Raw genomic sequence first — 12,835 nt, 5'->3', positions numbered from 1 at the left:
AACAGTTTCCCCTAAGCGTAAGTGTCAGAGCTGACGTGCTTTAGTTATGGCTCTGTGTTGTATACAAGCGTGGCGCTGAAACGGTATTTATCCTTGCCCGAGAAACTTTCCTCGGGGAAGGGCACAACTTTATCGAGGCGTTGCAAGCTGGTTTGTGCGGCGCGATTGAGCAGCATATTGGTCGCCTTCTTTTCAATGCCCGAGTCGAGCACCTTGCCGCTACGGTCAACCAGCAACCACACCACCACATTGCCTTGCGGGCGTTGCAGTGAAGCCTCGCGGCCTCGCGGGTATTGCTTGTATTTCTCCAGCTCCGCCAGCAGCCGGGCGATATAGCGGCTCTCCAGGTCTGCCGGGTTGGCGCGCGGGGCCTGGGCAATCGGTCTGGCTGGCGCTACAGGGGGGGCCGTAGCGGGTGCAGGCGTGGGCGCTTGCAGCACAGGCAGAGGCTGAGACCTGGGTGGTGTCGGTACGGCCTTGACCACCTGCGGCTTGGGCTTGGGTGGCGGCGGCCTGGGAGCTGGCGGTTTGGGTTTGGGTGGTGGGGGAGGCGCGATTTCCACGGCTTCGACCACTTCCTCCTCCGGTGGTGGCAACTCGGCGACCTGCTCGGGCTCCGGTTCAGGCTCGGGAGGGGGAGGCAGCAGTTCATCCAGATCTATCAGGGCCACTTCGACGCTGCTGTCGTCGTATTTGGGCGTGATTTTCAGGTCCGTGTCCATGCTGCTATGGACGGCCACCGCCAGCAGGCAGATGGCCGGCAAACAGGCGATGGCTTTGCGTGATTTGAAAAAAACCGACATGGCCTACAGCTTCCGCGTCGCAATGGAGACAGACGAGAAGCCGCTGCCCTTGAGCACATCCATCACGCTGACCAGACGCGCCACCTCAACACCTGCATCGCTGTTGAGGATGATCACCATTTTTTCGTCAGGGTTTTCCATGGCCTTGAGTTGAGCCACCAGATCGCTCTGGTTCAGATCCTTGCCATCCAGTTGCAGGCGCTCGTCCAGGCCCAGGGTGATGACCGCCTTGTTTTGCGGCTTGAGCTGCTGCGCATGAGCGGCACCTGGCAACTGGGTCTTGATGCCGAGTGCGGGTATCACGTTGAGACTGATCAATACAAAAAACACCAGCAGGAACATCATCACGTCGATCATCGGGATGATTTCGATATGCAGACGCTTTTTCTTGGGTTCTTCCCAGCTTCGCATTGCGTGTACTCCAATCCACAGAGGGGATCAAAAAGCTGAACATCCGTTCAGGTTTTCACTTGCGGTTTGCCAGGACGCAGAAGAAATGCCCAGAACCTGTCTCAAGTGACAGGTTGCAAAGGTAGAGGGGGGCTGTTTCATTTTGATTTCAGATTTTGTGTATTTTTTTGTTTTTTTTAATATCGAAACTAAACTGATTTTTGTGGTTAAAAGTGCCGTCTTTTCAGGATTTTGCAGGCATTTGCTTGAAATAGTATTTCGTTGCAGGGTGGCCAGGATAAATTTTTATAAACTTGACAGGCCTGTCAGCTTATAGATTTGGCATCAGGAATCATTCGCCATAACGCTGTTTTTCCACGGTTTTGGCTGTGCAGATGTCAAAGTGCTACTAATCTATTGTTGTTATGCAAAGGCATTGGCATGATGATATTAATCTGAAGTGCCGGCTGTTGAGATCAAGGGTTTAGCGGAGCGAACGCCATGCAGTTATTCAAAAAGCTGTTGAATATTTTGGGGCAGGCTGAGCGCAGCCGTGCTCACGTGGATAACCCTTTTCTGGTACCGCTTGAATTTGAAAGCCTCAAGCGTGAGCTGAATATCGTCGAGCAAGCCCGGCGCCATGGCGAGCAAGGCTATCCCCCTGTGGAAGCCACCCGGCTGACGGCCATTGTAGAACAGATCCGCACGACCCTTGAGTCAGAACGGCACAAGGTGCTGGCCTGGGCCGAGGCGCGCATTGCCCTGGTGCAAACCCGCCTGACAGCGCTGGATATTGTTGGCACGGTAAAACGTTGCGGCGAATTTGATCAGGCGTTCGAGCGGGCGGCACAGGACCTGCTGAACAATTACGCCGTACGCCTGCAACGTCTGGAATACCGCGCACGGGAGCGCGAGGCTGAATTGTGCGCCTTGCGTGCGCAAAATCACGCCGGGTATGGCAAACAGCAGAAGCGTCGCAACGAAGCACTGGGTGTGTACCAGGACGAAATTGCAGATGTACGCAACGAACTGATGGCACTCAAGCATGAGTTCCTTGAACAGCTGGAGTCCGATGTGTTGGCCTGCAATGAGCAACTGGTGAGGTATCAGTCAGTTCTGGACGAAAAACGCAATCTGAAACCGCGCCTGGCCAGTGGCCTGAACAAGGCCGAAATGGTCATGGCGGGGCTTGTGCAATGCTATCGCGCCGAAAACCAGCTGCACCGTAATGGTCGGCGGGTGCCGGCTTACTTCAGTGACAGTATTGTGTTGCAGTCGCTGGCACTGCCCGACAGCAATACGGCCGAGGATGAAGTGAACCTGGCTTTGCAACAGCAGGCACTGACGCAGCTGATTGAGCAGCTTGAGCCGATTCGCGGGCGGATCCAGTCCTCGTTCTTTCAAAAGTACAATCAGCTGATGCCACTGTCCTGGCTGCCTGAATACCCTCCGGCCATGGAAAACCGCATCGCCGCAGAGCCGGTTTGACACCCCGCAGGCTGGTTGTCTAGGACCAGCCCAGGGTTGCCGCGGTCAGTAGCAGGTACCGGGTACCTTTGGCCAGGGTGACGATCAGCACGAAACTCCACAGCGGTTCGCGCATGACCCCGGCGATCATGGTCAGCGGATCGCCGATAATCGGCATCCAACTCAGCAGCAGTGACCAGCGCCCGTAACGCAGATAGAACTGCTGGGCCCTGTCGAGCTTTTGCTCGCTGAGCGGAAACCAGCGCTTGTGCCGAAAGCGTTCCACCGAGCGGCCCAACAGCCAATTCAGTACCGAGCCCAGCACATTGCCCAGGGTGGCGACAGCCAGCAGGGTCAGGGCTGCATATTTGCCTGACAGCAGCATGCCGACCAACACGGCTTCCGACTGCATGGGCAGCAGCGATGCTGCGCCAAAGGCGGCGAGGAACAGACCCAGATAGCTGGTTAATTCAAACACGTAAACTTCCAGGAGAGATGGACACCGCCGCATACCTTGTGGGAGCGGGCTTGCTCGCGATACAGGCGCTGCAGTCTGCCAGACCAACCGAGGCGCTGCCATCGCGAGCAAGCCCGCTCCCGCAAAAGTTGACTGGGCTGGCAGCGGCTACAAGTTTTGCAATACCCGCCGCAGCGAAGCCGGCAGGGTTTCGCCGTGGCTCATGCCGTCGAATGTCTGATAGTCAACCGCCAGTCCCGGGATATCACTCAGTTCACCCGCCAGTTGGCGGATCAGTCTGTCTGGCTCGCCGTCGCTCGGGCCGCGCGGGTTAGCGGGTTCGGCCGTGCCGCGCATCAACAGCAAATCGGCCTTGTGCCCGTTCATGCGTTGCTTGAAGTCCGCGCCGGGGTGGATGTCGGCCCACCACAGCGACGGGCTGGCCGCTGCGTAACGGGCAAATTCTCCGGGGCGGGTGAGCAGGGCGTGCAGCACCAGCAGGCCGCCATAGGAATGGCCCCATAAGATTTGCTCCTGCAGGTTGATCGGTGCCTTGGCCGCCACCGCCGGGCGCATGCGCTCGCGCAACAGGTCCAGGAAGACATCCGCACCGCCACTGGGCAGCCCGCTCAGCGGGTCGGTTTGCGCGGTCAGGCCAGGCCTGTTCGGGGTGTAGTCGTAAGTGCGGGCAGTGCGCTCGATGCGCAGTGGTGTCTGGTAGCCGATGGCGACCAGTAATGGTGCCTTGCCATGGGCAAGATCCCGCAGCAGGTCGGCATCCAGTGCGCCGATGGCGGCATTGCCGTCGAGCATCCACAGCACCGGGAAACCGTTTTTCGGCGGCGCGGCATTGGGTCGACCGATCCATAGCTGATAATGGCGCTGGCCATCGGCGGAGTCGATCAGCAAACGGCTGAAGCGGTAGTCCATATCTGTGCGCTGCAGCAGGCGGGTGTCCATCAGCTGGTCAGGCGCGGGCCGGGCCTGGGCGGCTTGCCCGGGGAGGGCCAGGGCAAGCAGCAGCGTCAATGGCAGGGTCAGGTTTCTCATCAGGCGATCTCGATATGCTTTAAAACGACGCGGTCAGGCTGGTGTAGAGCGTACGCCCCGGCTCGTTGTAAGTCGCCGCCCCGGCCCCGGCGATATTGGTCACACCCTGGGCGTTGCCCTCACGGAACAGGCGCTTGTCGAACAGGTTATCGATACCCGTGGTCAGGCTCAGGTTGGCGGTAATGGCGTAGGTGCCGCTGATGCCGGCAATGGCATAAGGCGAAAGCTGGTTGTTGGCGGTGCCGGTGACGCGGTCGCCGTGGTAGTCGACTTTTTTCGGTGTCTGTTTGCCGTACCAGGCCACGCTCGCTTGCAGCGACAGGTCATCGGTTGCCTGCCAGTCCAGCATGGAGTTAAGGGTGTAGCGCGGGGTGACAGACAGGGCGTCACCGGTCTGCTTGTTTTTCGATTGCAGCATATAGGTGAAGTTGTTGGTCCAGGTCAGTTGCGGCGCCAGGGGCAGGGTAAGGGTGCCTTCAAGGCCTTCGACCAGTGCCTTGGGTACGTTTTCCCACTGGTAGATCGCGGCATTGGCATAGGTGCCTGTTCCGCCCACGGCATTGCCGATGGGGCTCATGCCGGATTCGATCTTGTTTTTGTAATCGTTGCGAAAGTAAGTCAGGCCCGCGACGACGCCGTTTTCCTTGTACTCGATGCCCAGTTCCTTGTTGACGCTGGTTTCGGCTTTCAGGTCGGCGTTGCCTTGCAGGTAGCAACTGGTGCTCTGGCCATAGCAACCCTGGCCGCGGCTGTAGAGCAGGTAATCGGGGTTGAGCTGGTACAGGTTAGGCGCTTTATAGGCGCGGGCGATGCCGGCCTTGAGGGTGACTGTTTCGGTCAGGGCATGGGACAGGTTAAGCGACGGGCTCCAGTTGTTGCCGACCACGCTGTGGTGGTCCAGACGCAGGCCGGGGGTGAGCATGGTGCCGGGTAGCAGCTCGATATTGTCGGCGGCAAACAACGAGAAAATCTGCGCCGAGGAGGTGGTGCTGCGATTGCTGCTGCTCAGGCCGCTGACCGAACCGCCTTCGCTGGTGGACTGGGTATTGGCGCTGGGGTCGTCGAGTTTTTGCTGGGTCCATTCGCTGCCCAGGGTCAGGGTCTGGTCGAAACCTGCGTGCAGCGGCAGATTGACCTCGCCGTGGGCGGTCAGGTCGCGCAATACCGCAGTATAGAAATCACCACTGCTGAAAATGCCTTCGGTGCCGCCTGCCAGGCCTTCGTTGATCCGCGTATTGCGGGTTTTTTCGTATTGCAGGTAGGCCATGCTGTTACCAAAGTCCCATTCACCACGGTGGGTCAGGGCATAGGTTTCGCGGTAGGTACGGTTGGTCTCGTGGCCCAGCAGGCTTTTGACGTAGGCGTTGCTGTTGGTGTTTTGCGTATCGCCGGTATAGAGGTTGCCCTGACGGCTGTAACCAGCCTCGAAGTCGAGGGTCTGCTGCGGGGTCATGCGCCAGCTGAGCAGGCCGTTGACATCCTTGTTGCGCACGCCTTCGCGGCCAGCGGGCAGGGTGCCGGCCTGATTGCCGGTGCGCTCTGATTCATGGCCTGAGTTGATGTCCCAGTCATCGGGGTCGGTCTTGGCGATATTGCCGTATACGCGATAGCTCAGGTTGTCGGTGAGCGGGCCGTTGAGGCCGAAACTCACGCGTTTGCTGGCGCCTTCGTCCTTGTGGGTCGGGAAGTTGGAATAGACCGTGACGTCGCCGTGGGTTTCGGCCCCGGCCTGCTTGGTGATGATATTCACCACGCCGCCAGCCGCGCCGTTGCCGTAGAGGGCGGCGGCCGGACCGCGCAGCACTTCGATGCTCTCTACCTGATCGGCAGGTACCCAGTTGGTATCGCCACGGCTGTCACGCTCGCCGCGCCAGCCGTAGCGCACCGAATTGCGGCTGTTGACCGGTTTGCCGTCGACCAGGATCAGGGTGTTTTCCGGGCCCATGCCGCGGATGTCGATCTGACGGTTGTTGCCGCGCTGGCCGCTGGTGGAGTTGCCCGTGAGATTGACCCCGGGCATGGTGCGGATGATCTGCGACAGATCGTTGGACGGTGGGCGTTTCTTGATGTCCTCTGCGGTGATCACCGAGACCCCGGGTGCCTGTTTGGTTTCTTCCAGGGCGGTGGCAACCACGTTGGTGTTTTCCAGCTCCAGCGCGGCAGCGGCATGCACGGAGCTGGCCAGCAAGCAGCAGCCGGACAGAACGAAGGGAGCGATAGGGCGCAGCGCATGTTGCAACATCGGGTGATCTCCGGGACAGCCTGATACAGGAAGATCACGAATGATAATTACTGCTAATTGAGAGTAAAGCGCATTAACTTTCTAAACACTTCACTGTGGGAGCGGGCTTGCCCGCGATGGGATCGCCGCTGTTTGTCTGTTGAACCGAGTTGGCGGCATCGCGGGCAAGCCCACAGGGTTTTCTGTTTCAATCAGGGGGACGCGCCACCGGCAACAGCACATGCATGCACAGCCCCGGCTGGCCATTGCTGGCCCACAACCGGCCCTGTTGCAGTTCAATGGCACGTTGGGCGATGGCCAGGCCCAGGCCGAAGCCTTCGCCTATCGAACCCTTCAGGCGCTGGTAGGGCACGAACAGGCTGGCCAGGTCCTGCGGATCGACGCCGGGGCCTTGGTCGCTCAGGCACAGGTGCCAGGTATCACCTTCACGCCAGCCGCTCAAAGTCACTTTGCCTGCAGGCGGTGAATAACGTATTGCATTGCGCAGCAGGTTTTCCAGGGCCTGGGCCAGGCTGTCGAGATGCACTTGCACGTAACAGTCTTCGCCCAGCAGACAGGGCAGTCGCTCGACCGGCCAACCGCTTTCAAAGCAGGCGTCTTCACACAGGGCTTCCCATACGGACAGTACCAGCACCGGCTCGCTTGCCAGTTGCGGGCGCTCGGTGTCCATCCAGGCGAGGTTGAGGGTGTCTTCCAGCAGGCGCTGCATATCGTCGATCTCGCGATCGAGTCGCTGGCGCATGTGCTCAGCCGGTAAATGGCTGTCGTGGGCGATGCGCAATCGTGCCAGGGGGGTACGCAGTTCATGGGACAGGGTGCGCAATAACAGGCGTTGCTGGTTGAGGCTCTGGCGCAGGCGGCTGGCCATGTGTTCGAAGGCCTGGGCCAGTTCCCCCAGTTCATCCCTGCGTTTGATCAGCGGCAGCGGTGCTTCACTGTCCAGGTCATCGGCACGCAAGGCGTCGGCGCGGTCACGCAAACGGTTGAGTGGCAGCACCAGGTGGCGGTAGATCAGCAGCCCGAGGAGCGCGGCCAGCAGCGTTGGCATCACGCCGTGACTGAGCACATGGGTCCAGGGTGTCAGGCCTCCGGGCAGCAACCGCTCGGGAAGCTGGATCACCAGCTGGCCTTGTTGCGGCTGCCCGGGAAAGGGGATGCTGACATAGGGCAGCTCGTCCTGCAGACGTCGGCTCATGGGCCAGTTCAGTTGGCGCATAAAGGTCAACTGGCGATAGTTGTGGGCGGTGAGAGGGGTATTGCTCAGGCTTTGCAGGTTTGGCCCCAGTACCGTTACCCAAGTGTCCTCCCTCGCCATCAGCTCTTCGCTAAAACGTGCCAGCCCGGCCGGGCCCTGGTTGTGCCAGATGCCTTCAGCCTGCTGTGCGTAGTCGGCCAGGTACTGCTGGTCGGCGGCCGAAAGAAAATAGGTGCGACGTTCGGCCGACACTCCCCAGATCCAGATGATCCAGGTCAGCAGCAGGCAGAAAGCGATTTGCAGCAGGGCCAGTTTCCATAGCAAGGGATGGCGGCGCATCAGGGGTTATCCATGCTGACCAGGATATAACCCTGGCCACGCACGGCCTGGATCTGCACATGCCGCACGCCAATGGCCGCCAGCTTGCGCCGCACATTGCACACATGCACATCCAGGCCGCGGTCCAGCCGGGTGTAGACGCGGTGAAGCACCTGCTGGTAGAGAAACGCCTTGCTCAAGGCCTCGCCATCATGTTCGTGCAGGATGCTCAGCAGGCGGAATTCGGAGTGGGTCAGGCCTGCACTCTGGCCGTTGTGCACCACGTCCAGAGCCTCTTCATCAAAGCTCAGCCGCGGGTGGTGCGGCAGCCCCGGCGGGCGCTGGAACATGGCCATGCGCCGCAGCAGGGCATCGGTGCGGGCGTCCAGCTCGGCGAGGCTGAAGGGTTTGGGCAGATAGTCGTCGGCACCTCGGGTAAACCCGGTGATTCGGTCTTGCTCGTTGCCCAAGGCCGACATCAGCATCACCGGGACGTTTTGTTGCAGGCGCAGGGCTTCCAGCAGCGCCAGACCGTCCATGCCGGGCAGCATGATATCGAGCAGCACCAGGTCGAAACACTGCGACTGCAAAGCGCTCAGGCCCTGGATGCCGTCGATGCAGGATGTCACGGCAAAGCCGCGTTGCAGCAGATGTCGCTCCAGATCGTGGCGCAGCCTGAAGTCGTCTTCTACCAGAAGTAGCCGGGGGGATGTGTGCATAGGGGTTCTAATGAGAATATTTCACATTTGCGAATATCCCATCATTGGCCATGCTGCGCAAATGCTATCAAGGATAGAGGGCAAGATTGCACAGCGGATCTGATCAACTACAGGTCGGATTCGCGCAAAAAAGCCGTGCCTGTATCTGTTCGAATGTTCCTCAACGACCCGCCTGCCGGCGGCTCCTGACGCTCGATCAATGACAGGGACATATGCCATGCAAATGCCGAAAACCATCCAGATAAAGAACGGCGAAAAGGTCACTCCGACGTTCTCGGCCCAGGAGTACGCCAACCGCCAGGGAAAACTGCGGGCCTATATGGCGCAGAACAACATCGATGCTGCTGTGTTCACCTCGTACCACAACCTCAACTACTACAGCGATTTCCTGTATTGCTCATTTGGCCGCAACTACGCGCTGGTGGTGACCCAGGACAGCGCGGTGACCATCAGCGCCAATATTGACGGCGGGCAGCCGTGGCGCCGGACCATGGGCACCGACAACATCGTGTATACCGACTGGCAGCGCGACAACTACTTTGTGGCGATCCAGCAGGCGCTGCCCAAGGCGGGGCGCATCGGTATCGAGTTCGATCACATGAACCTGCTCAATCGCGACAAGCTCGCCAGCCGCTATCCCCAGGCCGAGCTGGTGGACATCGCCGCGCCGTGCATGCGTATGCGCATGATCAAGTCGGCGGAAGAACACGCCATCATTCGCCACGGCGCACGGATTGCCGATATTGGTGGCGCGGCCATCGTCGAGGCCTTGCGCGATCAGGTGCCGGAATATGAAGTGGCGCTGCATGCCACCCAGGCGATGGTGCGTGAAATTGCCCGTACCTTTCCCGATTCGGAGTTGATGGATACCTGGACCTGGTTCCAGTCGGGGATCAACACCGACGGCGCCCATAACCCGGTCACCAGCCGCAAGGTGAACAAGGGCGATATCCTCAGCCTCAACTGCTTTCCGATGATTGCCGGTTACTACACGGCGCTGGAACGCACCCTGTTTCTGGACCATTGCTCCGACGAGCACCTGCGCCTGTGGGAGGTCAACGTCAAGGTACACGAGGCCGGCCTGAAGCTGATCAGGCCCGGCATGAAGTGTTCGGACATTGCTCTGCAGCTCAATGAAATTTTCATGGAACACGACCTGCTGCAATACCGCACCTTCGGGTATGGTCACTCCTTTGGCACCCTCAGTCATTACTATGGCCGCGAGGCCGGGCTGGAGTTGCGTGAAGATATCGACACGGTGCTGGAGCCGGGCATGGTGGTGTCGATCGAGCCAATGATCATGATCCCTGAAGGTCGTCCGGGAGCAGGTGGGTATCGCGAGCACGATATCCTGATTGTCAACGAAAAGGGCGGCGAGAACATCACCCACTTCCCGTATGGCCCGCAGCACAACATCATCAAAAAATAGTCATTGCGCGGCATTGTGGGAGCGGGCCTGCCCGCGAAGGTATCACCGCGGCGCCTCGTCAATCCGGGGTGATACCTTCGCGAGCAGGCTCGCTCCCACTCCGAGCTCGATACCAACGTATGCGCACACAGATTGCGCAGCGTTTTCTGACCTGTTTACCCCTGCCAAAAAGAACACAATGAGGGTATCTGTCATGTCCCATGTCGCGACGTTGCTTGCCATTTTTCCATCACGCATCTCTTTCTCAGGAGGTGCTCAATGAGTATCCCCAGCGCAACTATCGCATTGCCCCTGACCCCCGAACAGCAGGTCGAGCGCCTCAGTGAGCGCAAGGCATTGCGCCGTGCCGCCACGGCCAGCTTTATGGGCAACTTTGTCGAGTGGTTTGACTACGCTGCCTATGGTTACCTGGCGACGGTCATCGCCCTGACGTTCTTCCCGCAAACCGATACCACCACCGGGCTGCTGGCCACTTTCGCGGTGTTCGCCCTGTCGTTTATCGTGCGCCCGTTCGGTGGTCTGGTCTGGGGGCATTTTGGCGACAAGTACGGGCGGCGCAGCGCCTTGTCCTGGTCGATCCTGATCATGACCGTGGCGACTTTTTGCATCGGCATGCTGCCCACCTATAACCAGATCGGCCTCTGGGCACCGGTGTTGCTGTTGTTGATTCGTCTGGTGCAGGGCTTTTCGGCCTCAGGGGAATACGCGGGCGCTTCGGCGTTTCTGGCCGAGTATGCACCTGAGGGCAAGCGCGGTTTTTATACCAGCATCGTACCGGCGAGCACGGCGGCCGGCCTGTTGTTTGGCGCGGTATTTGTCGCGGGCATGCATGCCTTGATGACGGTTGAAAACCTGCACGACTGGGGCTGGCGCCTGCCGTTTCTGCTGGCAGCACCCTTTGGCCTGGTGGGGCGCTATATCCGTGTCCATTTGCAGGACTCACCCAAGTTCCTTGAGATGGAAAAGCGTCTGGAAGCCAAGGAGTGTGCGACCCATGCCCCGGTTCGCGAGTTGCTCACGGTGCATCGTCGACCAGTGTTGATCGGGATTGGCGTGACCTGTCTGAATGCGGTGGCCTTCTACCTGTTGCTCAGTTACATGCCGACCTACCTGTCGACGGAAATGGGCATGAGCGAGAGTGATTCCTTTATCGCTTCCACGGTGTCGCTGGCGACCTATATCGGTCTGATTTTTTTGATGGGCAAGCTGTCTGACCGTTATGGCCGCAAGACCATGCTGGTCAGTGCCTCGGTGATGTTCCTGCTGCTGACCTTTCCGCTGTTCGGGATGCTGGGCAACCCGTCACTGCTGGTGATTCTGATGATCCAGATTGCCTTCGGTGCCATCCTGGCAATGAACGACGGCACCTTGCCGTGCTTTCTGGCCGAGATCTTCCCGACCCGGGTGCGCTTCAGCGGTTTTGCCTTCAGCTTTAACGTGGCCAACGCCGTGTTTGGCGGGACTGCGCCGTTTATTGCCACCTGGCTGATTCAGATGACCGGCAACAAAATGGCTCCGGCCTGGTACCTGCTGGCCGCCGCGGCAGTGGCACTGGTGGCGATGCTGGCCAGCCGCGAGACCGCGCACAAGGCGTTGCAGGATTAACCTGCCGCCTCCCACCTCCGTAGCAGCCTCGCTCCGCTCGGCAGCTGCTACGGGTGATGTTTTAGTGCAACGCCACCTGCTTGCGCTCACCAATGGGCGATACACCAAACAGGCGGCTATAGCACTTGGAAAAATGCGCCGCCGAGACAAAGCCACAGGCCAGGGCGATATCCCGCACTTGTGATTCGCTGCGCAGCAACAGGCTCCGGGCCCTGGCCAGGCGTAACTCCAGGTAGTACTGGCTGGGTGTGCGTTGCAGGTGTTTGTGGAACAGGCGTTCTAGCTGACGTACCGACACTTCGTTCAACCGCGCCAGGTCTTCCAGGCTGACCGGCTCTTCCAGATTGGCCTCCATGATTGCCACCACCTGACTCAGTTTGGGCTGCGATGTACCCAGCTTCTGGCGCAGCGGTACGCGCTGTTGCTCTTGCGGCCCGCGGGCTCGGTCACACAGCAGCAACTCGGCAGCGTGGGCCGCAATCTCGCGGCCACCCGGTTCGCGGGCAATCAATTGCAAGGTCATGTCCATCGACGCCACGCCACCCGAGCAGGTATAGCGGTCGCGATCCAGTTCGAATAACTGATTGGAAATAATGATCCCCGGGAAATGGTCCTTGAGGGTTTCGATATCTTCCCAGTGGATGGTGCAGCGATAACCCTTGAGCAGCCCGGCGCGGGCCAGCCAGTAGCTGCCGGTGCAGATCCCGCCCAGCGCCACTTGTTCGTGGGCCAGTTTGCGCAGCCAGTTGAGCACCGGGCGGCTGCTGAGGTGGGAGACGATCGGGTTTGAACCCACCACCAGCAAAATGTCCAGTTTTGGTGCATCGCCGATCACATAGTCGGGCAGGATACGCATGCCGTTGCTGGCCATGACCGGATCAAGGGTGGGGGCAATGATAACGCTGCGAAACATTTCACAACGCGCTGCCATATTGGCCATGCGCAAGGTTTCGATGGCCGAGGCAAAACCGATGGTGGTGAAGTTTGGTATCACCAGAAAGCCCACGGTCTTCACGGCAGGCATATTTATCGGTGACGCTGTAACAGGCGTTGCCATCCTTACGCTCCTTATTATGATCCGGGACGCGTCTGGCGTCGGGGTTCACCCAGGTTGTTGCAGCGCCAGAGCGGAGCCGGCGGTGCAAGGCACTGTGTTGTAG

Annotated in this window: 11 protein-coding genes; 3 read left to right on the top strand and 8 right to left on the bottom strand. The window is 59.6% G+C overall.

The window, feature by feature from the left end; translation table 11 throughout:
• Window positions 1-44 precede the first annotated feature (44 nt).
• Window positions 45-803, bottom strand: a complete 759-nt coding sequence (locus FHL07_RS02035) for an energy transducer TonB family protein (protein WP_095023841.1) — start codon at window positions 801-803, stop codon at window positions 45-47.
• Between the two features lie 3 nt (window positions 804-806).
• Window positions 807-1,214, bottom strand: a complete 408-nt coding sequence (locus tag FHL07_RS02030) for an ExbD/TolR family protein (protein ID WP_095000354.1) — start codon at window positions 1,212-1,214, stop codon at window positions 807-809.
• A 480-nt stretch (window positions 1,215-1,694) separates the two neighbouring features.
• Between FHL07_RS02030 and FHL07_RS02025 the strand changes: the two genes are divergently transcribed.
• Window positions 1,695-2,681 (top strand): hypothetical protein, encoded by a 987-nt coding sequence (locus tag FHL07_RS02025; protein ID WP_138738026.1) that lies wholly within the window; start codon window positions 1,695-1,697, stop codon window positions 2,679-2,681.
• A 19-nt stretch (window positions 2,682-2,700) separates the two neighbouring features.
• Here FHL07_RS02025 and FHL07_RS02020 read toward each other — a convergent pair whose 3' ends face one another.
• The 5 genes from FHL07_RS02020 to FHL07_RS01995 form a co-directional block, all read right to left on the bottom strand.
• Window positions 2,701-3,138, bottom strand: coding sequence for a YqaA family protein (locus tag FHL07_RS02020; RefSeq protein WP_095019999.1), 438 nt, complete (start codon window positions 3,136-3,138; stop codon window positions 2,701-2,703).
• 147 nt (window positions 3,139-3,285) lie between these two features.
• Window positions 3,286-4,167 carry an alpha/beta hydrolase gene (locus FHL07_RS02010; protein WP_138738025.1) on the bottom strand — a complete coding sequence of 294 codons (882 nt, stop codon included), beginning with the start codon at window positions 4,165-4,167 and terminating at the stop codon, window positions 3,286-3,288.
• 19 nt (window positions 4,168-4,186) lie between these two features.
• Complete coding sequence (locus FHL07_RS02005) at window positions 4,187-6,409, bottom strand: TonB-dependent siderophore receptor (RefSeq protein WP_138738024.1); 2,223 nt, start codon at window positions 6,407-6,409, stop codon at window positions 4,187-4,189.
• A gap of 187 nt (window positions 6,410-6,596) precedes the next feature.
• The gene (locus FHL07_RS02000) at window positions 6,597-7,943 is read right to left on the bottom strand and encodes a HAMP domain-containing sensor histidine kinase (protein WP_138738023.1); all 1,347 of its coding nucleotides are present in this window, start codon (window positions 7,941-7,943) and stop codon (window positions 6,597-6,599) included.
• Window positions 7,943-8,641 carry a response regulator transcription factor gene (locus tag FHL07_RS01995; RefSeq protein ID WP_095000348.1) on the bottom strand — a complete coding sequence of 233 codons (699 nt, stop codon included), beginning with the start codon at window positions 8,639-8,641 and terminating at the stop codon, window positions 7,943-7,945. Before FHL07_RS01995 ends, FHL07_RS02000 begins: the two co-directional genes overlap by 1 nt.
• A gap of 217 nt (window positions 8,642-8,858) precedes the next feature.
• Between FHL07_RS01995 and FHL07_RS01990 the strand changes: the two genes are divergently transcribed.
• Window positions 8,859-10,070 (top strand): M24 family metallopeptidase, encoded by a 1,212-nt coding sequence (locus FHL07_RS01990; protein WP_095019995.1) that lies wholly within the window; start codon window positions 8,859-8,861, stop codon window positions 10,068-10,070.
• Between the two features lie 363 nt (window positions 10,071-10,433).
• Window positions 10,434-11,675 carry an MFS transporter gene (locus tag FHL07_RS01985; protein ID WP_372241747.1) on the top strand — a complete coding sequence of 414 codons (1,242 nt, stop codon included), beginning with the start codon at window positions 10,434-10,436 and terminating at the stop codon, window positions 11,673-11,675.
• 61 nt (window positions 11,676-11,736) lie between these two features.
• Here the strand turns inward: FHL07_RS01985 and FHL07_RS01980 are convergent, their stop codons facing one another.
• The gene (locus FHL07_RS01980; protein ID WP_095000345.1) at window positions 11,737-12,732 is read right to left on the bottom strand and encodes a GlxA family transcriptional regulator; all 996 of its coding nucleotides are present in this window, start codon (window positions 12,730-12,732) and stop codon (window positions 11,737-11,739) included.
• Window positions 12,733-12,835 lie beyond the last annotated feature (103 nt).

It is taken from the genome of Pseudomonas sp. FSL W7-0098, assembly GCF_005930585.1.
Lineage (GTDB): Bacteria > Pseudomonadota > Gammaproteobacteria > Pseudomonadales > Pseudomonadaceae > Aquipseudomonas > Aquipseudomonas bubulae.
The sequence above is the reverse complement of the archived record's forward strand: the minus strand, read 5'-3'. Positions and strand labels throughout refer to the sequence as shown.